We start from the raw sequence: 25952 nt of genomic DNA on the forward strand, positions 1-25952 counted from the left end.
CCTCGCGCAGCGCGGATGCCTTGCCGGTGCGGGCCGCGCCTTGTTCAGGCGCGGAGCCGGCGCCTCGCCTCTCAGCGCCCGGTCACGTTCAATCCGCTTCGACACCAGCGTCGCAGGTTCCGTAGACCCGATCGGGGTTCGCCATGCCGAGCTGGTCGGCGGGCGTCCAGGGGGTCGGAGGTGCTCCGGGCAGGCAGCGGTTCAGGGCCGAGTCGCTGGTCCGAAGCCAGCCCGCCGGGTCGCTCTCGGGCCTCAGCAGCGGGCCTTCGACCTTGAAGAGCAACGTTTCGAGGATGATGCCGTTGTTGTTCGCGGTCTGCTGGAGGATGGGACCGCGGCCGTCCTCGTAGAGTCCCTCGTGAAAGCCGAACTCGGGCTCGAACTGGGTGGCGATCGCGTCGAAGAGCTCGTCCGTATAGGGGGTGTCCCAGAGCGCCCAGAGACCGAGGGCTCCCTTGAGCGAGACGGCGGCGTGCGCCGGCACCGATCGACCATCCTCCGTGATGGTGGCCCAGGGCTCGTCATTGCTGAAGATGCTGTCGTAGACGAAGTACGGGTCGTCGAGGAGCTGATGCTCGCTCCGCGCCGTCAGGATGCCCGTGGCCTGATGGCGCCGGTGCTGCACCTCGTAGATGTTCTGCGCAGCGCGCCCGACCCAGGCGGACAGGGTGTCGCCGTCCAGTTCGCTCCAGCCGAACTCCATGCCGTAGAGGGCGTAGCCTTCGGTCACGACGGAGTTGTGGGCGCCGTAGTCGCTCAGGTCGCGGCTGTCATGGGGCACCTCGACGCCATGAAGCCATGTCGTCTCGAAGGGCTCGGGCTTGAGGGCGTCATCGACCCCGAAGCCCCAGAGGGCGAAGCCGCTGGCCGCATACTCCTCGTAGCCGAGCCGGCCTTCCTGGAGGTAGACGGTGGTCCCGTCCTCGGCGACCGTGGCCCCGCGCATGACGCCCGGCTCGCCCATGATGCCGCACCAGTTCCAACGCCGAAGCGTGCGGCGGACCAGCGGCTCGAACTCGTGGTGGCGCTGCTCCACGATCTTCAGCCAGACCATGAGCCGCCCCATGTCGAGAGCGGAGCACCCGATCTCGCCGGGATTGTTGTTGTAGTCCGTCGGAAAGGCCGTGCGGGTGTCGTAGGCCTTGTTCGGGCAGTCCTGCCGGTAGAGCTCAAGATGGGCCAAAGTGGTCAGCAGGAGCTCAAGACGCTCGTCCGCCTCCTGCATGGTGATGATCTCGAACTCGGAGGCGGCCACGATCGCCGCGAGGTAGGACGCCGTGTCCCAGAGCGTGGCCACGGGATAGCCCATAACGGAGTTCGCCAGGCCGGTGTCCGGCTGCCAGTTGACCTCGAAGTACCGCCACGCCTGGCGGGCCATCGCCAACTCCTCCTCGGTCAGCGGGCCGTGACGCGGCGAGGCGATCGGGGTCGAGGTGGCCAGCGGGCGCTCCGGCCAGGGCTCGTCGGCGGCCGCGGCCGGAGACGCCAGAGTCGCGGTCAGGCCCACGGCCAGCAGTGCGGCGGATGCGGTCTTGATCATTGAGCAGATCCTTTCACTGAGGTCGGGGGCCTTGGCCGGACAGGAGTCTTGGGGCCGAGGTCGGGGCTCGGAACATGCCTCGCCTGGCTTATTTCAGTGAAAGCGATATGATTGTGCATCAAGGAGAAACTATGGCGAAGGTTCGATGCGACCGCGACGAGCAGCGCCGGGCGGCTCGACCTCCATCGCCTCGCGGCCTGCCCGGCCGACCGCACTTCGTTCGCCCTGCGGCCGGTCTCGTCGGCACGGCGACGAGGTCGTGATCCTGGGACTGGAGAGGGCCGGTGAGGCGGACGCCCGGCCACAGGTTCGTGCTCGTGCAGGTGAGGGTGGGGACGGAGCGTGGCTCGCGGCCTGGGGCGCGGCGATACGTAGAGGCGCCGGCGATCCGGCTCAGGCCCACCTTGATCCGAACCGGATGAAAGGACTAGGCCCGGGGGCATGAGCCTTATCGTCTTCCTCCTGGTCCTTGCGGTGTTCCTCACCATCATCGGCCTGATGCAGCCGCTGGCCAACCGGCTCAGGCTGCCTCTCACCGTGGTCCTGGCCGTGGTGGGGATCGTTCTCGGGGCCGGTGCGACCTTCCTGCTCCGGACCCCCCTCACCAACGCCTTCAACGATCTGGCGCTGGCCATCCTCGACCTGCCGATCGGGTCGGAGGTGTTCCTTTACGTCTTCCTGCCCACGCTTCTCTTCCAGACAGCGCTGACGCTCGAAGTGCGCCGCCTGCTCGACGACTGGGTACCGATCTTCGTCCTGGCCATCCTAGCCGTGGTCATCGCCACCTTCGTGATCGGCCTGGCCTTGGCTCCCTTCGGGGTGCAGCCGCTGATCGTCTGCCTGATCGTGGCCTCCATCGTCGCGACCACCGACCCGTCCGCCGTGGTCAGCATCTTTCGCGACATCAGCGCGCCGGGCCGCCTGGGACGGCTGATCGAGGGCGAGAGCCTGCTGAACGACGCCACAGCCATCGCGCTCTTCTCGGTCTTCGTCGGCCTGGCCACCCACCAGACCCAGGTCGGAGTGCTGGCCGTCATCGGCAACTTCCTCCTCACGCTGGCCGGAGGATGCGCGTTCGGCTATCTCGCCACGCGCGCGGGCCTGTTCCTGCTTGGCATCGTGCGGGAGTACCGCCTAGCCGAGATGTCGATCTCGCTGGCCATCCCTTACGTCATCTACATCCTGGCCGAGCAGATCATCGGCGTCTCCGGCGTCATCGCGGTGGTGTTCGGCGGGCTCACGCTCAACCTGATGGGGCCGGCGCGGCTGCGCCCCGAGGACTGGGACTACCTGACGGCCACCTGGGACCAGCTCGCCTTCTGGGCCGGAACCCTCGTCTTCACCCTGGCGGCCCTTCTGGTGCCCCGCCTCTTGGGCGAAGTGACGCTTCTCGAGATCGGCCTTATCGCGGTGGTGGTCGTGGCGGCCCTGGCCGCGCGCGCGATCGTCCTGTTCGGCGTCCTGCCGCTCCTGACCTATGCCAGGCTCAGCCCCAGCGTCAGCGGGCCCTACAAGCTCGTGATCATGTGGGGCGGGCTGCGCGGATCGGTGACGCTCGCGCTGGCCCTGTCGGTCACCGAGAACCCGTTCCTTCCGGCGGACGACAAGCGCTTCGTCGCCGTTCTGGCCACGGGCTTCGTGCTGTTCACCCTGCTGGTGCAGGGAACGACCCTGCGCCGGGTCATCCGCAGGCTCGGGCTCGATCGCCTGAGTCCCCTGGATGCGGCCCTGCGCAACCACGTGATCGCCATCGCGCTCCAGAACGTGCGCGAGGGCGTGGCGGAGACGGCCAAATCCTACGGGCTGGCCCAGCCGAACGTGCGCGCGGAAGCCAAGCGGTTCGGCGAGCGGCTCGAGGCTGCGATCCGGCGGGCCGAGGATGGAAGCGACATCCTGGATCGTGACCGCATCACCCTGGGCCTGCTGACGCTCGCGGGCCGGGAGCACGACATCGTGCTGGAGCAGTTCCGCGAGCGCCTGATCTCCCTGCGCCTGGTCGACCGGATGCTGGCCGACGCCAGCCGCCTGATCGATCGGACCCGCGCAGGCGGTCGCAGCGAGTACAACCGATCCGCCGCCCGCGCCCTGGCCTATCCGTCCTCCTTCCGCCTGGCCCACCTTCTCCAGCGGCGCCTGGGGGTGACGGGGCCCCTTCAGCGCCAGATGGCGCAGCGGTTCCAGCTGCTGGTCACCACCCGCATCATCCTTCGCGAGCTCCACGGGTTCACGGATCAGCGCGTCCGTCCCATTCACGGCGAGCGGGTGTCGGAGCTGATCCACGAGATCGTCTCGCGCCGGGAGGAGCAGGTCGAGCAGGCCCTGGACGCCCTGCGGCTTCAGTATCCCGGCTATGCCGAGGAACTGGAGCGCCGGTTCATCCGAAAGACGGCGCTGCGCCGCGAGGAGCTCGAATACCAGCGCCTTTACGAGGACCGCCTCATCGGGCCCGAGCTGCACCGGAGCCTGATGCGCAGCCTGTCGGCCGAGCGGCGGAAGGAGGACCAGCGCCTGCCCCTCGACCTGGCCATGAAGAATCGCGAGATCCTTCGCACGTCAGCCCTGTTCCACGATGCGGACCAGGCCGCGGTCGACAGGGTGGCCGAGGCCCTGGTGACGGTCTTCGCCGCGCCCGGCGACGTGCTCATCCGTCGGGGTGACCCCCCGGAATCCGTCTACTTCATCGCGTCCGGCGCGGTGGAGGTGGATATGGGACATCGCAAGCTCCGCCTCGGTCGAGGAGAGATGTTCGGGGAGATGGCCGTCCTGGGGCGGCGTCCACGCCGTTCGGAGGTCCGGGCGATCAGTTACGCGAATCTGTTCTGCCTCGATGAGGGGCGCTTCCGGGAACTCATGCAAGCCATTCCTTCCCTGCGCGAGCACGTGGAGCGCACGGCGGTCGAGCGGCAGGTCTTGGGCGGCCCGCGGAGGCCACGGCTTCCGGCATGAAGTCGCGTCCTGCCGGCTGAGGAAGCTTCTTCTGATCTCCTAGCTTCACCATGGGATCACCTTGCTCCGGAGCGCATCGGGATGTCCGCCGGGGAAAGGTCAGCCGATCCCCGCAGGCGCGGCCAAGGCTCCAGGATGCTCCCGTCCGCCATGACCCTTTCCGCCATGGTCGTGTTCCGGCTATGACTCCTGATCGTAGAAGCGTTGGCTGAACTCGGATGCCGCAACAAGGAGCAGGATCGACATGTCGCTGCGCCCCCTTCCGGACCTGAAACGCATCATGGTCGAGCAGCCCTGCCCGGTCTGCGGCGAGGCAAACCGGATCGGCCTTCAGGAGGTCGAGGCCACCGGTGGCTACGAATGCCGGCGGTGCCATGCCGCCGTCCACCTTTCGGCCGAGGAGGCGTCCGACGTCCGGACCAGGATCGATCGCAAGTTCAGCGAGATCATTCGGCTCGGCTGACGGTGGCGTCCGAAGCCGGCCTCGGGCTTCCTCTCGGTCCGGAGCTGAGATTCCGAAGGCGCGGAGCCCCATCCGGCCTGCCCTATCGCGCAGGGAACGCGGAACAGGCCGGACGGCGCAATTGCGGAGCGGATGACCTTCCGCTCACGCCCGGGCGGCTGGGGCGGGGCGCAGGTCTTGTCGGATCGAGCGTCGGCGTCCATCGGCCCCTGTCAGGCCATGGATGTCCCACGTCATCAACAGCTGCGATGCCGGAGCGCCACGGTCGGTGCTGCACGCCGACACGGTGCCGGCCAACGTCCGCGCGGCTAGGCCTGCCGAGGCGATGCGGCCGCACTCGCCGACAGGGGCTTGGCCAAGCACATGGCTGAGGCGGCCCATACCAGCGCCGGGCATCTCGCCGCGGCCCGCCAGCGCGCGGCATCGACCGGATCGGGCCTTCGCGCCCGGGCCGGAGCGGCCTGCCTCGGCGCGCTCGATAGATCGTCCTGATCTCGCCAACGGTGTCCGCTTGCCTTCCGGACCCGGACATGGACGCCGCCATCCTGCGAGGCATGGCCGACCGGCCGCGTCCGCGTGCCGCAGCCCCCCGTTCCGGCGTCCAAAACCGTCGACGCAGGCCCCGGAATTGCCTAAGGCGCAGCCCTGCCCAGGATTGAGGCCACGCGAGGAGACGCGCCCTTGACCACTCAGCATGTCGATCGACTGGAGCGACTTGAGCGCCGCATCGCAGCCCTCGAGGCCGAGAACACCCGCCTTCGGGCCGGCCTGGCCGCGCATGGGCCTGATGCCGATGAGAGTCTCGACCGCTTCAAGGAGGAGCTCCGGGCCGGCGCCGAGATCAATGACCGCATCCTCGCGGCCTCCAGCGACTGCATCAAGGTGCTCGACCTCGAGGCTCGGCTCCAGTTCATGAGCCCGGGCGGACACACGGTCATGGAGCTCGACGACTTCGAGACCCTCCGGGGCCGGTCCTTCGTGGATCTCTGGACGGGCGAGGACCGGGAGACGGCCGAGGCCGCGCTGGCCTCCGCCAGGTCGGGCCACGAAGCCCGCTTCCGAGGCCACGCCCTCACGGCCAAGGGCACGCCTCGCTGGTGGGACGTGGTCGTCACCCCGATCCACGGGCCCGACGGACGCCCCGAAAAGCTCCTGGCCGTTTCGCGGGACATCACGGCGGAGCACCAGGCGCAGGACGCCGTGAGGCGCAGCGAGGAGCGGTTGCGCAACGTCCTGACGATCAGGACCGTGGGCGTGATGTTCTGGGGCGAAGGCTTCGGCCTGACCGACATGAACGAGGCCTTTCTGCGCATGACCGGGTTCACGCGGGAAGAGGCGCTGGGCAAGACGTGGCAGGAGCTGACTCCCCCGGAGTTCCATGAGGCGTCCTGGAAGGCCGTCGGCGAGGTGACCACGCTCGGCGAGACCACGCCTTACGAGAAGCAGTACTATCGCAAGGACGGCTCGCGCTGGTGGGGGCTCTTCGCGGCGCGGCGGGTCGGCGACGAGGTGGTGGAGTTTGTCCTCGACATCACGGCGCGCAAGGAAGCGGAGAAGGCGCTCCGGCTCAGCGAGGCGCGCTTCCGCGCCGCCGTCGAGGCCATGCAGGGACGGCTCTGGACCAATGACGACACGGGCCAGATGGTGGGTGACCAGCCGGGCTGGGCCGCTCTGACCGGGCAGTCGTTCGACGAGTACCAGGGCTATGGCTGGACCGGCGCGGTTCATCCCGACGACGTTCACCCCACGGTCGAGGCATGGCGCGCCGCTGTCGCGGAGCGGCGCCCCTTCTTCTACGAACACCGGGTCCGCCGCCAGGACGGCGTGTGGCGCCTGTTCTCTGTCCGGGCCATTCCCGCCCGCGATGATATGGGCGAGGTGCGCGAGTGGGTGGGCATCCACACCGACATCACCGATCGACGGGTCCGCGAGGCCGAGCTGCGCGAGCTGAACGAGACCCTGGAGATGCGCGTGGCCCAGGCGCTCGCCGAGCGCGCCCACGCCGAGGAGGCCCTGCGCCAGAGCCAGAAGATGGAGGCCGTAGGCCAGCTCACGGGCGGCCTCGCGCACGACTTCAACAACCTGCTGACCGGGATCACGGGCTCGCTCGACCTCATGGGCAACCGCCTGCGGCAGGGCCGGACGGCGGACCTCGAGCGCTACATCGGCGCGGCGATGACCTCCGCCCAGCGGGCGGCCGCTCTCACGCATCGGCTGCTGGCCTTCTCGCGCCGCCAGCCGCTCGATCCCAAGCCCGTGGAGGCCAATCGGCTGCTGGCCGGCATGGAGGACCTGCTCCAGCGCACGCACGGCCCGGGGATCACGCTGGAGATGAAGCTGGCGGGCAATCTGTGGCGCACGCTCTGCGATCCGGTGCAGCTCGAGAGCGCCATCCTCAACCTCTGCCTCAATGCCCGTGATGCCATGCCGGAAGGGGGCATGCTCACCATCGAAACGGCCAATCTCCATCTGGAGGAGGCTTGCGTGGCGCAGCACGACATGAGGCCCGGCTCCTATGTGACGGTCAGCGTCACCGACACCGGGGCCGGCATGTCGCCCCAGGTCTTGGAGCGGGCGTTCGATCCCTTCTTCACCACCAAGCCCATCGGGCAGGGAACGGGGCTGGGCCTGTCCATGGTCTACGGCTTCGCCAAGCAGTCCGAGGGCCACGTGCGCGTGATCTCCCGGGAGGGCCAAGGCACGACCGTGAAGCTCTACCTGCCCCGTCATCGGGGAGAGGCCAGCGACGACGACGAGAGGATGGGCCTCGTCCCGGTGCCGCGCGCGGAAGCCGGCGAGACGGTTCTCGTGGTGGAGGACGAGCCCGTGGTGCGCGCGCTCATCGTCGAGGTCCTGAGGGACCTGGGCTATCGGGCCATTGAGGCCGCGGACGGGCCGTCAGGGCTTCGGCTCGCCCAGTCGCGCCAGCGCATCGACCTTCTTGTCACCGACGTTGGCCTGCCCGGCCTCAATGGGCGGCAGCTCGCGGATCAGGCGCGTCTGGCGCGCCCCGACCTCAAGGTGCTGTTCATCACCGGCTATGCCGAGAACACCACGCAGGCGGGCGGCTTCCTGGAGCCCGGAATGGGCATGATGACCAAGCCGTTCTCGGTGGATGCCCTGATGCTCCGCATTCGCGCGATGATCGAGGAGCGAGCGGGATAAAGCCGGCAGCTTCCCTGTAAGGCCGGCTTGGTGGCGCGATACGGTCGGCCTCGGCACCGGAACGGCCCGGCCAGGTCGCCGAGGCCCTCCGCGGTCGTGCATCCGGTGCAGCACGTTTCGCGGGCGTCCGACGGAGGCGTTCCATAGGACCGCGATGATGACAACCATGGCGGACATCGCATCCGCGTTCACCTTCTTCGACAAGGGGACGGAGAGGGCGCCTTCGGCGAACGAAAAACCGCGAAAGGCGCACCGACGATTCTGTCTACGAGGAGCATCCCCCACCCTATGGGCGTGAGAACGTGCATGGGCCGGAAATCGTCGGCACCGGAAAAGGGCCGGATGCCCGGATCGTGCTCGTGCGGCAGGCAGGGCGCCGATCCTGCCGTCTTTCCCGCCCCCAGCCGTCGGTTCATCCCGCAAGGGCTCCGGCCAGGAACCGTCCTGCCCCGAGAAGCAGGCCCGCGCGGAAACGAACAGCGAGCCTTGCCGACCGGACCGGTTCGGCACAGATGGGCGACGAGGCGCATTTCTGGAGCGGACTACTTATGACCACCGATGACCGGGAGCGCCCGATGGAGCGCGGCCCAGAGGACCGGCTTGAGCAGGAGGGCGGCGGCCCCGAAGCGGGCGGCTCGGAAGGCCGGCCGGCTGGTGACCTCCTCCCGGACGGCTCCATCACGCTGACCGGCCATCATCAGGGGCGGCACTGGCGCGAGAGCACCATCACGGACGACGACCTGTCGGACCGCGGCGGCGTGTTCTTCGCCGCCGTCGAGATGACGCGCATGCCCATGATCCTGACCAATCCGCGACTGCCCGACAACCCGATCGTCTTTGCCAACAAGGCCTTTCTCGATCTCACGGGTTACGAGGAACCCGAGGTTCTGGGGCGGAACTGCCGCTTCCTTCAGGGCCCGCGCACGGATCGCGACACGGTGCGCCAGCTGCGCGAGGCCGTCGAGGGGCACCAGCCGGTGAGCCTGGAGATCCTGAACTACAAGCGGGACGGCACGCCCTTCTGGAACGCCGTGTTCATCGGACCGGTCACCAGCCCCGATGGGGAGCTTGTCTACTTCTTCGCCAGCCAGCTTGACGTGACCCGGCGGCGCGAGTCCGAGGAGAAGTACCGGCAGGCCCAGAAGATGGAGGCCGTGGGCCAGCTCACGGCCGGGCTGGCCCACGATTTCAACAACCTCCTGCAGGCGATCCAGGGCAACCACGAGCGGCTCCTGGGCCAGATCGAGGCGCCCGAGCTCCGTCGGCGGCTGGAGAATGCGCAGCTCGCGGCCGAGCGCGCGGCCAAGCTCACGCGCCAGCTCCTGGCCTTCGCCCGCAAGACGCGGCTCGATCCCAAGCCTGTGGACCTGTCCGCGGCGGTGACGGGGTTCGCCGACCTCCTGGCCACCACGGCCGGCCCGCGCGTCGACCTCCAGCTCAACCTGCGCCATCGGCTGCCACCCTGCTACGTGGACCTGACGCATCTGGAGACGGCGCTCCTCAACATCGTGCTCAACGCGCGCGACGCCATGCCCAACGGCGGCACCGTGACGGTGGCGACCTCGCGGGTGCATCTGAACGGCGATCCGCCGGCCCGTGAGCTTCCCCCCGGGGAATACGTGGTCCTGGCGGTCTCGGATGAGGGAACCGGCATGCCGCCCTCGGTGGTCACCCGGGCGGTGGAGCCCTTCTTCACGACCAAGGGACAGGGGAAGGGGACCGGCCTGGGGCTCGCTATGGTTCATGGCTTTCTCCAGCAGTCGCGCGGCCGTCTCGAGATCGACAGCGAGGTCGGGCGCGGGACCACGGTGCGGATGATCCTCCCGGTCCACGTGGGCGAAGCCATCCAGGAGCAGCCGCTTCGAGGCAGGTCCGAGCCGGACAGGCCCGCTGCCGAAGCCCAAGGCGCACCCCAGCCCGTCGTTCTCGTCGTCGAGGACAGCGACGAGGTCCTGGCGCTCGCGCGCGAGCATCTTGCCGAGCTGGGCTACCACGTGATGACCGCATCCGACGGCGAGGAGGCCCTGGCCCTTCTTCAGCGCGTCAACTACGAGGTCGACCTCCTCTTCACCGACCTCATCATGCCCGGCTCGATCAATGGGCTTGCCCTGGCGGAGGAACTCCAGCGGCACGCGCCGCAGGTGCCTGTGCTGGTGACCACAGGCTACAACGAGGATCTCGTGCAGGGCGTCCGCGGGCCGGGCCTTGATGTCCTGGCCAAGCCTTACCGGCGCTCCGAACTCGCCGACCGGGTCCGATCGGCGATCCGTCACGGCGGATCCGGGGCGACGCGCCGCCGCCCGTCCGACTTTGGAGCGGCGCAAGCCTGAGCAAGCCCCTCCACTGCGCGCTTCCGGGCCTGCGGTCACCCGCACGCCCATCGGCGCGCAGGTGCCGGAACGCATGGGCGAGAACTCGGCCGGGCGGAGGTGCTCGCCAGATCCCGCAAGGCGCCGCTGCCCTGTCAGGTGGAACGCCCGCGCCGTTCGACGATCATCGGGACCAGCTTCCCGCGCGTGAGCCGACCCGGTGGGGCCGGCCGGAGAGGGACGCCGGGCGGTTCAGAACGTGTTGACCGAGAAGCCCACGAAGATGTCCTCGGCGATGAAGCGGTATCCGGCGCGCAGGCTCACCGGGCCGTCGCCCAGAGACCTGCTGACGGCGACGCTGGTTTCGTCGTAGTCGAGGCTCCCGCCGCGCGAGACCGAGAAGGTCAGGCCGGGGTCGGACAGGGTGAGTTGGGCCTGCAGGAAGAAGTTGCGCCGGTTCGTGCCGCCGCTGGCCTGCAGGAAGACCGCGCCCCAGTCGAAGGGGATGTAGCGCGACGTCCCGAGGTTGAGACCCAGCGCGACCTCGGACAGGTCGCCGCCGCCGAAACCCAGGGCCGGGCCCGCGGTGAGGGTCAGCCCCTGGACCCCGAAATCGAACGGGAGCCGCCGCGTCAGCGAAAGGCTCGCGCTCACGCCGTCGCCGTAGTCGGTGTAGCCCGCGCCGAAGTTCAAGGCGCCCCGCGTCGCGGCCAGGACGCCGCCGTTGGTGCTGTCGGAGACGTCCACGCCCCAGAACTCGCCGTCGGCCCGCGACGCGGCGGGCGCAACCGCCAGCGCCGCTGCAAGGGCGAGCCATGGAAGGGGGAAAGGCTTGGGCATGGGTGGCATGATCCTCGGACCGGCTTGGGGATGGGTCGTTCCCTGCGACCTAGGCCTGGCTCGGGCTGGCGCCAGAGACATGCCGGGTTCCGGTGCTCCATTGCCAGAGCCATGCTCCACGGCATACTCGGTGGAGAGTGGGCTCCGGGCGGACCTGGGGGCCAGGTGACGAGTTCGTTCACGCCATCACACGAAGGAGGTCGGCGCATGAAGCCAGTCACCAAGGCGATCTTTCCCGTGGCGGGGCTCGGGACCCGCTTCCTGCCAGCTACCAAGGCGCAGCCTAAGGAGATGCTGACCGTCATCGACAAGCCCCTGATCCAGTTCGCGGTCGAGGAGGCGATCGCGGCCGGCGTCACGCAGCTCATCTTCGTCACGGGGCGCACCAAGCGCGCCATCGCCGACCACTTCGACGCCACGCCCGAACTCGACCGGCTCCTGCGGGACAAGGGCAAGGCCGAGGTCGCGGACGCGCTGCGCGGCATTATCCCGCCGCAGGTGACCTGCATCTACATCCGCCAGCCCGAGGCGCTGGGCCTGGGCCATGCGGTGGCCTGCGCGGCGCCGCTGATCGGCGACGACGAGCCCTTCGCGGTGCTCTTGGCCGACGACCTGATGCAGGGCGAGCCGCCGGTGCTCGCGCAGATGACCGAGGTCCACCGCGCGACAGGGCGCTCGGTGCTGGCGGTGAACCCGGTGCCGGAGGAGGAGGCCAGCAGCTACGGCGTCGTGGCGGCCGAGGACCCCGGCGAAGGCGGCTCGGCCGCCATCCGCGACATGGTGGAGAAGCCCCCCAAGGGCGAGGCACCCTCCAACCTCGCCGTGGTCGGGCGCTACATCCTCACGCCCGAGATCATGGGCATCCTTGCCCGGCAGGAGCCGGGGCGCGGGGGCGAGATCCAGCTCACCGACGCCATCCGCCAACTCGTCTCCGGCACGGGCGTCGAGGCCTACCGCTACCGGGGCCGGCGCTACGACTGCGGCTCCAAGATGGGGTATCTGGAGGCCACGCTGGAAATGGGCCTCGCGCATCCCGATTACGGGCCGGCGCTGAAGGCGCGGCTCCGGGAGGTGCTGGACGGGGGGCCGGACGCCTGAGGTCCGTCACGCCCGAAGGCGGCGGAGCAGGGTCAGGACGTTCTGGCCTTCGTCGCTGCGGTAGCTCACTTCGTCCATCACTGCGGCGATGATCGACAGTCCCATGCCGCCCGCCGGGAGGGCGTCGAGATCGGCCGGGTCGAAGTCGAAGCGGCTGAGCCCGGCGGCGGCCAGCGCCTCGCCGGGAATGGGGCGGCCCCAGTCGAAGAGGCGGAGCACCAGCTCGGTCGGGGCTACGGACGCCTCGACGCGGATGGGCCCCCCCTCGGGGCCATAGCCGTGACGGATGACGTTGGTGACCGCCTCCACGAGCGCGAGTTCCACGTCGCCGGCGCCCTCCTCGCCCAGCGCGGGCTCCGCCAGAGCCCGCACCGCGAGCGCGACGGGCGTCAGGTCGGCCAGGCCGCCCTCCAGAATCCAGCTTCGCAGGGCCCCCATGGCGCGCGCCTCAGACGCCGAACTGGGCCAGGGCCGCGTCGGTCGAAGGATGCAGGGCGAAGACCCGATCCATCCGCGTGAGCTGGAAGAGCCGCGCCACCGCCCCCTGAGCCCCCGCGATGGCCAGCGTGCCGCGCGCGCCCATCCGCTTGAGCCCCGACACCAGCGCGCCCAGGCCCGAGCTGTCCATGAACTCGGTCGCCGACAGGTCCAGCACGATCCGGTCGTGCCCCGCCTCGACCCGCCGGATCAGCTCCTCGCGCAGGGCCGGCGCCTTGCTCGCGTCCAGCCGCGCCTCGGCCAGCCGAAGCACCAGCACCTCACCGCGCATCTCCTCGGTCATGTTCATCTTGGATCGCCTCCAGCATCAGCAGTGTCATGTCGTCGTCGAGGTCGTCCGAAGCCCGCCAGCCGCGCAGCGCCTCGGTGATCGAGCCCAGGAGCGCCTCGGGCCCGAGCCCGGCGCCCGCGCGCACGAGTTCCAGAAGCCGCTCCTCCGAGAAGGGATGCCCCTCCCGGTCCTCGGCCTCGGACAGGCCATCGGAGTAGATCAGCAGCCGGTCGCCGGGCCTGAAGGTGAAGCGCACCTCGTCGAAGCTGGCCCCCGGCAGCACGCCGATCGGCAGGCCCCCCTCGCCCAAGGGCTCGACGGCGCCGCCCCGCCGCAGGAGGAGCGGCGGCGGATGGCCGGACTGGACCAGCGCGCCCTGCCCCGCCTCGGGGTCGAGCTCGCCCAGGATCATTGTGAAATAGGGCAGATGGTCAGGCCAGTCGCGGTTGAGGCCGGCCACCGTCTCGGCCAGCCCCTCACCCGCCCGCCGGCGCAGGATGGCCTGGGTCAGCGTGTAATGCGAGGCCACCGACACGAGCGCCGCCGCCGCGCCGTGGCCCGCCACGTCGATGACGAAGAAGTGCACCGGGCCGTTAGGCTGGCGCAGCACGTCGTAGGTGTCGCCCGAGATGAAGTTCGAGGGCCTGAGCCGGCCCTGGAAGCGCACGCCACCGATGCGCGCCGGCGCGGGCAGGAGCGCCGCCTGCACGGCCGCCGCCGATTCGAGATCGCGCCGCAGGAGCCGGTAGGTCTCCTGAAGCCGCTCGTGGAGCGCGAGCCGCTCGTCCTGCAGGCGGGCGCGGCGAATGGCGTTGGCCTTGAAGACGCGCAGCGTGTCGGCCATGACGCCGATCTCGTCCCGGCGCGCGGTCTCGGGCAGCGGCGCGGCGAGGTTGCCCTCGGCCAGGGCCAGCATGGCGCCTCGAAGCCGCTCCAGCGGGGCCACGACTTGGTGGACGACCACCCGCCAGCCCGCGGCGACCGCCGCCACGCCGGCCAGGAGCAGCCCGCCCCAGAGGATCATGATCCGCAGAGCGTCGCGCCGGAGAAGGTCCAGACGGTCGCGCGAGATGGCGAACAGGGTTTCCTGCAGGTTGGCGGCCGTGGTGGCAACCTGCCGGGCGCCCTCGTTCCAGCGCGAGTCGATCGATGCCGTGGAGGAGCCGTCGGCCAGGCGGGACAGGACCTGCGTTTCCGTCGGGTGATAGGCGGTGCGGTAGAACGAGGTCAGCGTGTTGATGCGCCCCTGAAGCCGCTGGTCCACGGCCAGCGCATGGCTCTCGAGCAGTTCGACGGCCAGTTCCGAACGGTTGGCGCTGCGCCAGGCCCGGTCCAGTGCGCTGGGCCGCGACCCGCTGGAGTCGGACAGGAGAAGCCCGCCGATCAGGGCGCGGGTGACCGCGAGATCGTCGAGCAGAACGCCCACATGGGTGCGCAGCCGGAAGGCGCCGCTGGTCTGGGGATCGGCGCCGGCCTCCCGCCCCAGCAGGACGAGGCGAAGCGAGCGCAGATCGCTGACCACCGCGGTGTAGCCGTCGAAGATGCCGGCGACGGCGGCCCCGGCCGGGCCCGATTCGGCGGCTTCCGCCCGCCCGCGCAGCGCCGCCACCCGGTCGCGCAGCGTTGCGAGGGCCGCGAGGGCATCCCTGTCGCGCAGCCTCGCGAGGGCACGAGCGGCCTCGTCCAGCACGGCCTCGCTCTGCCGTCGGCTTTCCCTGGCATGAACAGGGGCCCCGGTGGCCCCGAGAAGGCCCAGGTAGGTTTCCGTCCGCTCCTGGTAGAGAGCCAAGGCGGCACGGCTGATGTGCTCGCGCGCGAGATTGGAGCGCGCAAGATCCACCGCCTCCCGGTAGTCGCCCAGCGAGGACCGGAGCTGCACCGCGACCGCGAGGCAGAGCGCTGCGCCAAGCGCGAGAAACAGGGTGATGAGGGTCCGACGGATGCTCATTCGGCGATGGGGCCCGAACCTCGCCTGTGATCAAGGGGCAATCGTCGAAGGGCGGCCCGGAAGCGCCCCCCTGTGCCGTCGCGACAAACCGCTCGGGGGCGGCCGAGGTTCCATCCCGACGGGCGTTTGCCGCGCCGACCCGCCCCGGGCTGGCCGGCACACCCCTTCGCGCGTTAAGCTGATCTTAGACGATTTCGCTACAGACTGGAGGCGGATGGATCGAACGGAAAGGTCAGGGTGCGCGGATGACGGATGACGAAGGCCAGCGCGAGGCCGCCCGCCTGCGGACCCTGCTCGACACCGGACTGCTGACCGCAGCGCCCCCGCCCGAACTCGACGCGATCTGCCGTGCCGCGCGGGAACGGTTCGACGTTCCCATCGCCTTTGTCACGCTGGTGGACCGCGACCGGCTGGTGGTGAAGGGCCGCGCCGGCAGCGACGCCGAGGAGCTGCCCCGCTCGCTCGCCTTCTGCGACTACACGATCCGGACCGATAAGGTCTTCGTGATTCCGGACATGCAGGCCGATCCCCGCTTCGCCGACCATCCGCTGGTCATCGCGGAGCCGTTCATGCGCTTCTACGCCGGCGCGCCGCTCATCTACCTGCGCGAGATACGGCTGGGTGCGCTCTGCGTCCTGGACGTCCGCCCGAGGGAGTTCTCGCCGGGCGACCGGGCGGAACTCGCGCAATTGGCGGACGAGGTGGTGGGCATCATCGCCCGGCTGGAATTCGGTGACCTGCCCCGCGTCAGCCCCCGCTAGCGACGGGCTCGGCGGTGCCCGGCAGGCAGCGGTTCTGGGACGAATCGGCGGTCTCCACCCAGGCGGCGGGGTTCTCGACGGGCTGGAGGATCGGGCCGTTCACCTTGAAGAACAGCGTTTCCAGCATGATGCCGTTGTTGTTGGCCGTGTACTGGGCGATGGGCCCCCGCCCGTCCTCGTAGATGCCTTCGACATAGCCCTTCCCGGGATCGAACTGCGGGGCGATGTGCTCGAAGAGGCGGTCGGTGTATGCGGTGTCCCACAGCGCCCAGAGCCCGAGCGCGCCTTTGAGCGCCACGGCGGCGTGCTCGGGGACCGAACGGCCCGTGTCGGTGATCGTCGCCCAGGGTCGGCCGTCGCTGAAGACCGTGTCGTAGACGAAGTAGGGCGATTCCAGAAGCTGGTGCTCGGTGCGGGCGGTCAGGACGCCGGTGGCGTCGAAGCGACGGGCCTGCGCCTCGTAGACGTTCTGGGCCGCCCGGGCGATCCAGGCCGGGATGCCCGCGCCCTCCGGATCGGCGAAGCCGAACTCCAACCCGAGAAGGGCGTAGCTTTCGGTCACGACGTAGTTGTGCGCCCCCAGGGTGCGCGGGTCGCGGCTGTCATAGGGGACCTCGACGCCGTAAAGCCAAATCGTGCTGTAGGGCTCGGGGTCGTAGGCCGCCTCGACTCCGAAGCCCCAGAGCGCCAGGGCCGCCGCGCCGTATTCCTCATAGCCCAGGCGCCCTTCCTGCAGGTAGCGGGTGCTGCCGTCCTCGGCCACCGCGGAGCCCTGGAGAACGCCCGCCTCGGTGACGAGGTTGCACCAGTTCCAGCGCCGCAGCGTGCGGCGGACGTCCGGCTGGAACTCGGGGTAGCGCTGCTCGATCACCTTGAGCCAGACCATGAGCCGCGCGATGTCGAGCGCCGAGCAGCCGATCTGGCCAGGCTCGTTGCGGTAGTCGGTCGGGTAGGCCGTCTGGGTATGGTACACCTTGTTCGGGCATTCCGTCCGGAAGAGCTGGAGATGCGACAGCGTGCCCAGCAGGAGGTCGAGCCGCTCACGCGCCTCGTCCTCCTCGATGATTCCCAGCCCGTGGACCGACACGAGGGCGGCGATATAGGACCCGGTGTCCCAGAGCGTCGTGGAGGGGAAGGCGTTGACGGCGTTCGTGAGGCCGGTGTCCGGCTGCCAGTTCGCCTCGAAGTACCGCCAGGCATTGCGCGCCATCGCCATCTCGGCTTCGGTCAGGGGGCCGCGTCGGGGCGATGCGACGGGCTCGACGGTGGACAGGGGCCGGTCCGGCCAGTGCCCTTCGGCGGCCAGGGGCGGGGCGGCCGGACCCGGCCCGAGCGCGAGAACGATTGCCACGAGCGGCGGAGAGACGATCTTGTTCAAGACAGAAGGTTCCACAGGCCCGTTCCGGATGGGACCACGCGCGGCCCGACGAGGAGCATAGGTCATGGCAGCGACTGAACAAGCAAGCCCTCCGGGCCTGGGCGGGCGAGTCCGGCGAAGCGTCCTCCTGACGGGGCTTCTCCTTGCGGCGGCACCGGCGGTGGCCGAGTTGCCGACGGCGTCGGCCGTGGCGACGCGTTCGGGGCCGTGGAGCGCCGGAGCGGTCGTGGCATCCGATCCCGCCGACGTGGCGCGGCTCGTCCCCGCCCAGGCGGAGGTCGCGACCGGCCCGGTCCTCGATCCGCCCCTGACCGAGCAGGAGCTGGCATGGGCGCGGGCGGCCTGGGCCTATTTCGCAGGGCCGCCCGCCGCCCCGTCGACATCCCCGCCACGGACACCCGCGCCGGTCGTGCGGTGCGACTGCTGCTGCGGCGCAGGGGGCCGGAACGGCGGGACCGATGCGCCGGCCCCGCCCCCTGTGCCGCCTGCGAATCCGCCGGGCCTCGTGCCGCTCCGGGCCGGGTCGCCCGTGGCCACCATGTGGTCGGTGGGTGACCAGCTCGCGGCGACGGTCCTGGCCCGCCGGCTCGGCCTCATCGACGACCGGGATCTCGACCAGCGCCTGACCCGCCTCGTCGCCTGGCTCAACAGCGCGCCGCTCGCCTTTGGCGCGTTGCCCAACCGGTTCTATAGCACCGCCACGGGCGCGATGCTGGGCGAGGACCTTCAGGAAGGCTTGGCCGGGTGGTCGGCGGTGGACATGGGGCGGCTGCTCGTCTGGCTCAGGATCGCGGCCGAGGAGCATCCCCAGTTCGCCTCCTATATCCGCAGCGCCGTGGGCCGGTTCAGCGTCTGCGACGTCATGTCCCCCGACGGCCGGCTCCGGCTGGCCCGGTCGGGCGAGGAGGGGCCCGACTACGCCTCCGAGACGCCGCGCGGCTACGACGCCTATGCGGTTCAGGGCTACCGAGCTTGGGGGCTCGACATTCCCCTTCCCGTCGAAGGCCCTTCACCCTTCGAGATCGAGGTGGACGGCCTGCGCTTTCCGTTGGCCGAGGACATCACCGCCGAAGGCCCGGTGATGACCACGCCGCCCGCCTACATGGGACTGGAGTTCGACTTCCTGACGCTGGGGCCGGTCTCGGACGAGGTCGTGGCCGGCGGGCGCTCGTCGCGCGACCTGATGCTTGCCGTCCACGGCCTCCAGGCGCAGCGGATGGCCGAGGAAGGCATCCCGACCGCGCGCGCCGACTTCCGTCGCTCGGAGGAGCCGTTCAGCATCTACGGCACCATCCTGGCCAACGGCTATCCCTGGACCGTCATCGTGCCGGACGGCGGCTCCCGGCCGAGCCTAGCGCTGGTTTCGACACGGGCGGCCTTCGGGCTGGACGCCTTCTTCGACGGGCCGCTGGCGGACACCCTCATGCTCCTGACCCGCGATCTCTACGACCCGACGCTCGGCTGGTACGAGGGCCGCTACGAGCGCAGCGGGGCCTACGAGACGACCCGTACCAGCCTGACGAACGCCTTCGTCCTAGAGGCCATCGCTCATCGGCGCTTCGGGCGGCTCTATCCCCGGACGGCACGCCCCGGGGCGCTCGGCCCGGCCCTGAACGGCGAAGGGGGAACCTGCCGCCTGCCCTTGTCCGTCATCCCGGCGCCCTGAGGCGACGACGCAGCCGGGCCCAAGCGCCTTCGGGGCAGTCAGCGTGGCTGGCCGGACGCGCGCCAGGACCCGGCCCAGGACTCCAAGGTAGTGTCCACGCACCAGAGGTTGGCGAAGCCCCGGAGCAGTCCCCCGGCCCAAAGCCGCCCGGGCATGTCGGAAGGACTGAAGCGGCCGAGCACCCGCCCGTCCGCGGTGAAGACGACCTCCCGCCCGGTCACGGCGATGCCGTAGCGGTGCAGCCCCCGCGCGGCGTCGAAGCCCAGTTCCGCCAGGACGGGACCGCCCCGCGCCGCCTCCAGCGTGACGGGGGCTGCCGAAGAGGCCTGCATGTGTATGTTGAGTCGCGCCCGGCGGGTGTCGGGCCCCACGAACTCGATGTCGAATTCCAGCCAGGGCTGGGCGGCGTGGTCGGCCCGGTAGGCGAACAGGCCAAAGACCGCCCCTGGAACCAGGGCCGGCGCCTGGGCCTCCCATTCCCAGAGTCCCTCTGCCGCCACCGCGCAGGACTGCACCTCGCCGCCTTGCCGAAGACGGTCGGCGTCCGGGGGCGCAGGCCCCAGGTGCAGCTCGATCCTGCCGTCGGGCGCGGGACGCACGTTCGCGGGCGACCAGGCGAGGCACGAGGACTGGCCGGCAGGCCAGTCCGAGACGATCCGCCCGCCGGGTTCCTCGGGCTCGCCCGCCCGCAGCAGACAGAGAGTCGCAGCGGTCAGCGCGGTACCACTTCGAACAGCACCTTGTTCCTGACCAAGGCCCAGAGGCCCAGGATGGTGCCCAGATAGAGCGCCGTGTTGATCCAGATGCGACCGGGCCAGACCTCGTGCCAGTCGGGGATGACGTCGAAATAGCCGGGGATCTGGTCGATGAGGACGATGAAGACGAGGTGCATGAGGAAGACGTAGAGCGAGGCCTCGCCCAACGGGATCAGCAGCCAGCCCAGCGCCTTGTGGATGGGCTGCCAGAAGTAGGTCAGCAGCGCATAGAAGGCCATGAAGAACACGGCCACGTTCAGCAGGCGCGGCAGGCCGGGCCGGCCCTTCTGAAAGTAGACGTCATAGAGGCCCTGGAACCGCTCGGGCGTGATGAGGTTCAGGCGCGACCAGGCGGGGAAGGTGCTGTTGGCCGTGGTCTGCGCGAACAGGAAGAAAGCCAGAGCCAGGACCACGGCCGCCCCGACCACCAGTCGCCGCCGGGCCGCATCCGCAAGCCAGCCCGCGATCTCGGCTCGGAAGTAGCCCACCGCAAGGGCGTGCGTGAAGTAGACCTGCCAGTAGAGGATCGGGAAGGCGTACTCGAATTGCATCCCGAAGAGCCGGGTGTCGCCCTCCGTCCGCAGGCTGCCCAGGAAGTAAAGGACCCAGGTCAGGGCGAAGTAGGCCCCGAACAGGCGGCGCCCGAGCATCCAGAGAAGAAGCGGCGCCAAGGCCAGCAGGATGATGTAGAGGCTCAGGATCTGGATCTGGTGCGGCGAGGCGCGCATCGTGAGGACCAGCGCGACCTGCCGCCTCCAGGGCAGGTCCGCGGAGGGGATCAGGGAATAGGTCTGGGCGGCCCAGCGATCGGTGAAGGTCGTCACCGCCGTCATGTCGATCAGTCCCAGGCGCGCGATCAGGACGATCAGGGCCACCGTGACGACAAGAGCGCGCCAGAGCACGAAGCTCCGCCGCAGCAGACGCACCGCCGCCTCCTCAAGCCCGGCCTTGTCGATGACGCGCCGGTTCACGAGCCCGAGGACAAGGCCCGAGGCGACCACGAAGAGTTCGGCCGCCGAGATGATCCCCAGCCGTTCCCAGAACAGGAAGTTGAACCACGAGAACATCTCCAAGTGCGCCGCCACGACCGACAGCATGGCGAAGCCGCGCAGGAAGTCGAAGCGCAGGTCGCGCCCGCCGGGGGTCGGTGGATAGCCGTGCCGTCCGTAGAGGGAGGTCAGGTCGGGCCCTGGCACGGAACGTCCAGATATGCCGGGGCTGGCCTGATCCATGGCGTGGTCCTCCTTCAGGGGGTTGCGGCGGCCTCGTCCGTCCGCCGGCCCGTGCGGGGATGCAGCATAGGCCCCATGGCCCAGTAGTGCAGCGCCGTCAGCACGACCGCGTTGGTGTTGGCCGCGAGCGCCGCGTCGGGCTCGTCGAGGCTCTCGTAGCGCCCGGCCTGCCAGCCGTCCGGGGTGCGCAGGTCCTGCACGGCCCCGGCCAGCCGTTCCGTGTAGCCCGTGCGGTAGAGCGCATGCCAGCCCAGCGCCGCCTTGGTGCTCAGGATGCGGTAGGCCTCGACGTTCTCGCCGGTGTCGGTCAGCACCGCCCAGGGCTCGCCATTGGCGACGACCGAACTGAAGACGAAGAAGGGCGCGCGGTCGAGGTGGTCCTCGGTGACGGCGGTGAGCGTGCCCGTGTCCTCGAAGCGCCGCTCCTGCGCCCGGTAGACGCGCCAGGCGAGGTCCCGCAGGCGCGTGTCCCAGCCGTATTCGAGCGCCGCGAGGAGGTAGGGCTCGCTCAGGGTATGGCTGTGGGCTCCAAACGCCTCGGGGTCGCGTCGGTCGACGGGCACCTCGACGCCATGGACCTCGGCCCAGTCGAGCTGGGCCTCGACCCTGTCGGCCTCGCCCATGTCGAAGCCGAAAAGCTCGAAGCCCCGCGCGGCATACTGCTCGTAGCCCAGCCGCCCTTCCTGCACGAGTTCATGGCCCTCCCCGTCCTCGAGCGGCAGGGCTCCGACCATCCGCCCGTCCTGCACCGCCGCCCCGAGATCCCAGTGGGCGAGCACCGCCTGCACGCCTTCGGCCTGCCCGGGGTAGCGGGTGAGAAGGACATGGAGCGGCACCAGCAGCCGCCCGATGTCGAGCGCCGACCAGCCGATCCCGGTCTCGGTCGGCTCGTTGGCGTAGTCGGTCATCGCGAGCGTGCGCGTGTCGTAGGACTTGTTCGGGAGCTTGCCGTCATAGAGCGGCAGGCGCGCGAGGCTGTCCAGCGCCTGCCCCACGCGACGGTCGAACTCGTCGCGCGGCAGCAGGCTCAGGCGCTCGGCGGCGATGGCGGCCAGGAGGAAGCCGCCCGTGTCCCACATCGTGGTCGCCGGATAGCCCGCGATCGTGTTCACGAGCCCGGTGTCGGGCTGGGTGTTGCCCAGGAAGTAGGCCCAGGCGGCGCGCGCGTCCTCCCGCTGCCCGGCGCTCAGCGCCGCATAGGGCGGCGGCGGAGCCAGCGCCTCGGGATCGGCCACCCAGGCCGAGGCCGCCGCGTCCTCGCCCGTCTCCCACTGCTCCAGCGCATAGACGATGGCGAAGGCGGTCACGAGCGCCAGGAGGAAGACGATGTGGCCCCGGGCGCTGCGCCAGCCGTTGCGGGTCGTCATGCCGGTACTCCTTCCAGGTCGTCCTCGGTCTCATCCGGCTTCCAGAAGGCGGCGAAGATCATGCCGCCCATGGCAAGGATGTTATTGGCGGCCCAGAAGCCGTTGGCGACGAGCCCCCCAGCCGTGTGATCGCCCCAGCCCAGCGCATAGGACGTGACGGCATACAGAAGAGCCAACAGCGTCAGCCCCACCACCGCCATCTGCGGCCACACGAGGCGGGCGAAGTTGCCCGACTGGCGCACCTTGGGAGTGACGGGGAACTTGATCTTCTCGCCCCGGAGGACCGTCCAGAGCGCACGCAGGTTGATGGGGAAGAACGAGATGTACCAGAGCTTCGAGCGGTAGCCCGAGATGCCCCAGGTCCCCACCATGGCCGCCAGCTCGTTGAGGATCAGGAACGGCAGGATGTGCTTGTAGAAATCCGCCGTGTAGGCCGCGACCGGGGCGATGCCGGTGAGCAGGTAGATGAGCGGCGCCACCAGGAAGACCACGTTCCAGATCGCGCCGAGGTAGGACCAGAAGGTCGCGCCGTACATGACGCGCTGCCAGAACGACATCCTGCCCCGGAAGAGCGGGTTGTCATGGAACAGGATGTCGAGGCTGCCGCCCGCGTACTTGAAGCGCTGCACCGTCCAGCTCAGCAGATCCTGGGGCGAGAGCATCCTGCACTCGACCCAGGGATGCAGGACCGACTTCCAGCGCCGGGCCGGGTCGCCATGCAGCTCGATGGAGGTGTAAATGTCCTCGGACACGTGGAACTTGTAGGGCGTGAACTCCTGCTCCTCCAAGGCGCCGGCCACCAGGGCCGACTGCACCTCGGGACCGAGCTGCTTCTCGCGCGTCAGCTTGCGCACCGCGACGGCGTCCTCGCCCGCGCGGCGCAGCACGTCGTCCGCGTAGGCGCCCAGCGCCGCCTGCATCACCGCCTCGCGCCGGTGGATCGATCCCGCCCCGCAGCAGAAGCTCGCGTTGGCCCAGTTCCGCCGCCGCAGGATGATCTGGTAGAACATCTCGGGGTCGTTGAGGAACGGGTCCTCGCCCACGCGGATGGGCCCGAAGACCGCCTCCACCGCACGGCCGATCCCACGCCCCATGCCGCCCAGGCGGCGGCCCATCGCCTCGGGCAAGGGCGTGCCCTCGGGCAGGTCGTAGAACCACTGCGGCGTCTGCACCCAGGCCACGTCCGGGTCACGGAAGTAACCCAGGCAGCGCTCCAGCATGGTCGGCATCGGGCGCGTGTCGGCGTCGCAGATGATGATGAAGTCGCCCGCGCTATTCTCCATGGCGTTGCGCAGGTTGCCGGCCTTGAAGCCCACGTTGTTGTCGCGGGTGATGTAGCCGACGCCCTCCTCCTCAGTCATGGCGCGCATCTCGGGGCGGCGGCCGTCGTCGAGGACATGGATCTGCAGGTCGATGGCATGGGGGTAGCGCATCGCCTTGGCGTCGCGCACGCCGCGGCGCACGATTTCCACGTCCTCGTTGTAGGTCGTGAAGAACACGTCCACGGCGACGGGCCGATCGGGCGCGTCGAACCCTTCCACGCAGTCGCGCAGGGACGCCGGGGGCGGCCGCAGGGCGGGGTCGCGCGTGAGCCAGAGATTCGCGGTGAAGAGGATCAGCCCCACGAATGCCAGCGTCTCGGCCAGCACCAGCGGGATGGCGAACCACAGCGCCTCGGGGTTCAGGCTCTCGGTCCAGCGCCACCAGAGATACCAGGCCCCGAGAACGAGGCTGATCGTGGCCAGGAACTGGTACAGCAGCTCCCGCGCCGCAGAGTACGGCAGCGGCTCAGGGGGGATGCGGTCCTCGAACCGATCGAAGTAGTAGCGCATGGGCGGTCCTGGTGACGAGCGTCGCGGCCTGCCTGCCGGAATCCAGAACCTAGTCCGGTGACGGAGCTGATGCCACCCGGCCCGGCGCAGGGGCCCGGGCCAGACACGCCGGCGGCGCCGTCGATGACCGTTGCGCCGGGCTCCCGCCGATGTTCGCACAGGGCGGCGAACTCCGTCGGGCGTCGCTCCAAGGCGCACGGGACGCGTTCGGGCCCGAAGACGTGATCGGACAACGGGCCGCCGGTGCCTGGGCCGGACCTCAGGCCGAGGCGGCCAGCATCAGGACGTGCAGCACGGCCCCTAGGGCGAAGGCCAGACCCATGGGAAAGGTGCCCCTGGCCCGCAGCGACACCGGCCCGGCCCGTCGCAGGGCGGGCAGGCGGCGCAGCATCTCCAGGGCCAGGATGCCCATCAGCATGGCGGCGGAGAAGAGCAGGGCGAACTGCGAATGCGTGCCCGAGGGCACGAAGAGCATCAACGCCGCCCCCATCTTCACGTCCCCGCCGCCCATGAGCCGGGCCGCGAACAGGGCGAAGCCGGTCAGGAAGACCACCGCCGCCGCCAAGAGCCGCCATCCGGCCTCCGGCCAGCCCACCAGGGGCAGGGTCACCACGAAGAGCGCGACCGCGGCCGCCACGGCCGAGTTGCGGATCCGCAGGGCCATCACGTCCGTCCAGGCGATCCAGAGCAGGATCGGGAGCGCCAGCAGAAGGGGAACCATCTGCATCGCTCAGGCCGATCGGGCCAGAGGGACGAAATCTTCTTCCGGGCGCACCGGCGATAGGAGCGCATAGAGCAGCTCGGGCAGCGTCGACACGCCCGTCTTTCTCAGGACGTTGCGCAGGTGCGTCCGATAGGTCGCGGGGCTGATCGACAGCTCGTTGCAGATGCCCACCTGATTGAGCCCCTGACTGAGGAGCAGGCAGATGCGGAACTCGGCCCGGCTCAGGCGCGCCGGGTTCGCGGTCGAAAGCAGCCGTCCCTGCACCGGGGACACCGCGCGCTTCGAGCGGCCCGACAGGATCGCCTCGGCGAAGAGGCCCGGCTTCCGCGTGATCCAGATCCGGCTCAGGGCGCTTGCGACCGCGTCGAGAAGCTCGATGGTCGCCGCGTCCAGGGCCGCCTGGAAGTGAAGCTCCAGATAGTCGATCCGCTTCTCCTCGAGCGCGAGGGCGATGATCACGGTTTCCGCGATTCCCGCCTTCTCCTGGAAGACCAGCAGCGCCGGATCGTTGCGCTCGTCGGCCAGGGAGGACAGCCACACCGACGCCGGTCGGGGCCGGTCGACATAGGCCCCCAGCACGCAATGCGCGAAGGACCGGCCTGCCTCCGGACCGGAGGCGAAGACCTCGGGCTCTTGGAACGCCACCACCTGCGCGGCCCGGATGGGCGCGCGCGCGTGGCGCGACAGGCACGCCGACTGCGCACCCAACGCGATGGCCACCTGTCGGAGAGCCGTCACGAGGGGCTGGCGCCCTTGCAGACCCTCGCACCATTTCGCGATGGCCTCGATGTAGTTGAAGCTGGCGGCCGGAGCCGCCGGATTTCCCAGAAAACGACCCGCGTCAACGGCGGCGTTCGACATGTTACACACACTCCAAGCAAGAATACTCCGCAGCGAGCCCTCGAAGGCGCGCCAAACGTTTCCTGATGGCTCTTGCGGACTTCCCCTGGGTCCAACCTGCCGGGACCGCTACATCCCGTCAAGAAAATGTCTCTATTTCCTTACAGTAGCCACAATTTACAACTCAGGGGAGAATTATTGAGCGAAATATTCATGGAATTGAACGCCATGCAGATCCAATCGGTGTTACCCGCCGAAATATCGCATGTAACGGATAACGACCGGACCAACGGTGATCATGACAAGGGCGGGCAGCATC

19 protein-coding genes are annotated in these 25952 nt (G+C 69.7%); 7 read left to right on the plus strand and 12 right to left on the minus strand.

The genetic code is table 11. The annotated features are described in order from the left end of the window. Window positions 1–88: 88 nt before the first annotated feature. Entirely contained in the window at window positions 89–1540 is a 1452-nt protein-coding gene (locus tag FHG71_RS16420; protein ID WP_139082787.1) for a DUF3131 domain-containing protein, read from the minus strand. Between the two features lie 441 nt (window positions 1541–1981). Between FHG71_RS16420 and FHG71_RS16425 the strand changes: the two genes are divergently transcribed. The 4 genes from FHG71_RS16425 to FHG71_RS16440 all read left to right on the plus strand — a co-directional run bounded on the left by FHG71_RS16425 (window position 1982) and on the right by FHG71_RS16440 (window position 10444). Next, window positions 1982–4486: a cation:proton antiporter gene (locus FHG71_RS16425; protein ID WP_139082788.1), complete on the plus strand. Its 2505-nt coding sequence runs from the start codon at window positions 1982–1984 to the stop codon at window positions 4484–4486. Window positions 4487–4730: 244 nt separating this feature from the next. Then, the gene (locus FHG71_RS16430) at window positions 4731–4949 is read left to right on the plus strand and encodes a hypothetical protein (protein WP_139082789.1); all 219 of its coding nucleotides are present in this window, start codon (window positions 4731–4733) and stop codon (window positions 4947–4949) included. A 681-nt stretch (window positions 4950–5630) separates the two neighbouring features. Beyond that, window positions 5631–8114: a PAS domain-containing sensor histidine kinase gene (locus FHG71_RS16435; RefSeq protein WP_139082790.1), complete on the plus strand. Its 2484-nt coding sequence runs from the start codon at window positions 5631–5633 to the stop codon at window positions 8112–8114. Between the two features lie 548 nt (window positions 8115–8662). Next, window positions 8663–10444: a histidine kinase famiy protein gene (locus tag FHG71_RS16440; RefSeq protein WP_218014125.1), complete on the plus strand. Its 1782-nt coding sequence runs from the start codon at window positions 8663–8665 to the stop codon at window positions 10442–10444. A gap of 231 nt (window positions 10445–10675) precedes the next feature. Here FHG71_RS16440 and FHG71_RS16445 read toward each other — a convergent pair whose 3' ends face one another. Beyond that, window positions 10676–11263 carry a hypothetical protein gene (locus FHG71_RS16445; RefSeq protein WP_139082791.1) on the minus strand — a complete coding sequence of 196 codons (588 nt, stop codon included), beginning with the start codon at window positions 11261–11263 and terminating at the stop codon, window positions 10676–10678. Window positions 11264–11470: 207 nt separating this feature from the next. Between FHG71_RS16445 and galU the strand changes: the two genes are divergently transcribed. Beyond that, complete coding sequence (gene galU / locus FHG71_RS16450; protein ID WP_139082792.1) at window positions 11471–12361, plus strand: UTP--glucose-1-phosphate uridylyltransferase GalU; 891 nt, start codon at window positions 11471–11473, stop codon at window positions 12359–12361. A 6-nt stretch (window positions 12362–12367) separates the two neighbouring features. Here galU and FHG71_RS16455 read toward each other — a convergent pair whose 3' ends face one another. The 3 genes from FHG71_RS16455 to FHG71_RS16465 are packed head-to-tail and all read right to left on the minus strand — an operon-like array spanning window position 12368 to window position 15078. Next, on the minus strand, window positions 12368–12799 hold the full coding sequence (locus FHG71_RS16455) for an ATP-binding protein (protein WP_139082793.1): 432 nt from the start codon (window positions 12797–12799) through the stop codon (window positions 12368–12370). A gap of 10 nt (window positions 12800–12809) precedes the next feature. Continuing rightward, complete coding sequence (locus FHG71_RS16460) at window positions 12810–13148, minus strand: STAS domain-containing protein (protein WP_139082794.1); 339 nt, start codon at window positions 13146–13148, stop codon at window positions 12810–12812. Beyond that, the gene (locus FHG71_RS16465; protein ID WP_139082795.1) at window positions 13120–15078 is read right to left on the minus strand and encodes a PP2C family protein-serine/threonine phosphatase; all 1959 of its coding nucleotides are present in this window, start codon (window positions 15076–15078) and stop codon (window positions 13120–13122) included. The genes FHG71_RS16460 and FHG71_RS16465 overlap by 29 nt, the downstream gene beginning before the upstream one ends. A 245-nt stretch (window positions 15079–15323) precedes the next feature. Here FHG71_RS16465 and FHG71_RS16470 point away from each other — a divergent pair, with 245 nt between their 5' ends. Beyond that, complete coding sequence (locus FHG71_RS16470) at window positions 15324–15839, plus strand: GAF domain-containing protein (protein ID WP_139082796.1); 516 nt, start codon at window positions 15324–15326, stop codon at window positions 15837–15839. Here the strand turns inward: FHG71_RS16470 and FHG71_RS16475 are convergent. After that, window positions 15826–17217, minus strand: coding sequence for a DUF3131 domain-containing protein (locus tag FHG71_RS16475; protein ID WP_176559462.1), 1392 nt, complete (start codon window positions 17215–17217; stop codon window positions 15826–15828). The genes FHG71_RS16470 and FHG71_RS16475 overlap by 14 nt on opposite strands. Window positions 17218–17281: 64 nt before the next feature. Between FHG71_RS16475 and FHG71_RS16480 the strand changes: the two genes are divergently transcribed. Beyond that, on the plus strand, window positions 17282–18883 hold the full coding sequence (locus tag FHG71_RS16480; protein WP_139082798.1) for a DUF3131 domain-containing protein: 1602 nt from the start codon (window positions 17282–17284) through the stop codon (window positions 18881–18883). A 38-nt stretch (window positions 18884–18921) separates the two neighbouring features. Here FHG71_RS16480 and FHG71_RS16485 read toward each other — a convergent pair whose 3' ends face one another. From FHG71_RS16485 to FHG71_RS16510, 6 genes are all read right to left on the minus strand, one after another. Further along, window positions 18922–19482 (minus strand): family 16 glycosylhydrolase, encoded by a 561-nt coding sequence (locus tag FHG71_RS16485; protein WP_176559463.1) that lies wholly within the window; start codon window positions 19480–19482, stop codon window positions 18922–18924. 113 nt (window positions 19483–19595) lie between these two features. Next, the gene (gene opgC, locus FHG71_RS16490) at window positions 19596–20870 is read right to left on the minus strand and encodes an OpgC domain-containing protein (protein ID WP_139082800.1); all 1275 of its coding nucleotides are present in this window, start codon (window positions 20868–20870) and stop codon (window positions 19596–19598) included. 14 nt (window positions 20871–20884) lie between these two features. After that, window positions 20885–22237: a DUF3131 domain-containing protein gene (locus tag FHG71_RS16495; protein ID WP_139082801.1), complete on the minus strand. Its 1353-nt coding sequence runs from the start codon at window positions 22235–22237 to the stop codon at window positions 20885–20887. Next, window positions 22234–24069 (minus strand): glycosyltransferase, encoded by a 1836-nt coding sequence (locus tag FHG71_RS16500; RefSeq protein WP_139082802.1) that lies wholly within the window; start codon window positions 24067–24069, stop codon window positions 22234–22236. Before FHG71_RS16500 ends, FHG71_RS16495 begins: the two co-directional genes overlap by 4 nt. Window positions 24070–24328: 259 nt before the next feature. Beyond that, window positions 24329–24790 (minus strand): prepilin peptidase, encoded by a 462-nt coding sequence (locus tag FHG71_RS16505; RefSeq protein WP_176559464.1) that lies wholly within the window; start codon window positions 24788–24790, stop codon window positions 24329–24331. Between the two features lie 9 nt (window positions 24791–24799). Then, window positions 24800–25654, minus strand: a complete 855-nt coding sequence (locus FHG71_RS16510) for a helix-turn-helix transcriptional regulator (RefSeq protein ID WP_139082804.1) — start codon at window positions 25652–25654, stop codon at window positions 24800–24802. Between the last annotated feature and the right edge of the window lie 298 nt (window positions 25655–25952).

It is taken from the genome of Rubellimicrobium roseum (genome assembly GCF_006152145.1).
GTDB classification, from domain to species: domain Bacteria; phylum Pseudomonadota; class Alphaproteobacteria; order Rhodobacterales; family Rhodobacteraceae; genus Rubellimicrobium; species Rubellimicrobium roseum.

Coding starts and splice junctions, on each gene's coding strand:
- FHG71_RS16480 (WP_139082798.1), top strand. CDS start 17,282: ATGGCAGCGACTGAACAAGCAAGCCCTCCGGGCCTGGGCGGGCGAGTC.
- FHG71_RS16495 (WP_139082801.1), bottom strand. CDS start 22,237: ATGACGACCCGCAACGGCTGGCGCAGCGCCCGGGGCCACATCGTCTTC.
- FHG71_RS16500 (WP_139082802.1), bottom strand. CDS start 24,069: ATGCGCTACTACTTCGATCGGTTCGAGGACCGCATCCCCCCTGAGCCG.
- FHG71_RS16510 (WP_139082804.1), bottom strand. CDS start 25,654: ATGTCGAACGCCGCCGTTGACGCGGGTCGTTTTCTGGGAAATCCGGCG.
- FHG71_RS16505 (WP_176559464.1), bottom strand. CDS start 24,790: ATGGTTCCCCTTCTGCTGGCGCTCCCGATCCTGCTCTGGATCGCCTGG.
- FHG71_RS16440 (WP_218014125.1), top strand. CDS start 8,663: ATGACCACCGATGACCGGGAGCGCCCGATGGAGCGCGGCCCAGAGGAC.
- FHG71_RS16425 (WP_139082788.1), top strand. CDS start 1,982: ATGAGCCTTATCGTCTTCCTCCTGGTCCTTGCGGTGTTCCTCACCATC.
- FHG71_RS16445 (WP_139082791.1), bottom strand. CDS start 11,263: ATGCCCAAGCCTTTCCCCCTTCCATGGCTCGCCCTTGCAGCGGCGCTG.
- galU (WP_139082792.1), top strand. CDS start 11,471: ATGAAGCCAGTCACCAAGGCGATCTTTCCCGTGGCGGGGCTCGGGACC.
- FHG71_RS16420 (WP_139082787.1), bottom strand. CDS start 1,540: ATGATCAAGACCGCATCCGCCGCACTGCTGGCCGTGGGCCTGACCGCG.
- FHG71_RS16470 (WP_139082796.1), top strand. CDS start 15,324: ATGACGGATGACGAAGGCCAGCGCGAGGCCGCCCGCCTGCGGACCCTG.
- FHG71_RS16460 (WP_139082794.1), bottom strand. CDS start 13,148: ATGAACATGACCGAGGAGATGCGCGGTGAGGTGCTGGTGCTTCGGCTG.
- FHG71_RS16430 (WP_139082789.1), top strand. CDS start 4,731: ATGTCGCTGCGCCCCCTTCCGGACCTGAAACGCATCATGGTCGAGCAG.
- FHG71_RS16455 (WP_139082793.1), bottom strand. CDS start 12,799: ATGGGGGCCCTGCGAAGCTGGATTCTGGAGGGCGGCCTGGCCGACCTG.
- opgC (WP_139082800.1), bottom strand. CDS start 20,870: ATGGATCAGGCCAGCCCCGGCATATCTGGACGTTCCGTGCCAGGGCCC.
- FHG71_RS16465 (WP_139082795.1), bottom strand. CDS start 15,078: ATGAGCATCCGTCGGACCCTCATCACCCTGTTTCTCGCGCTTGGCGCA.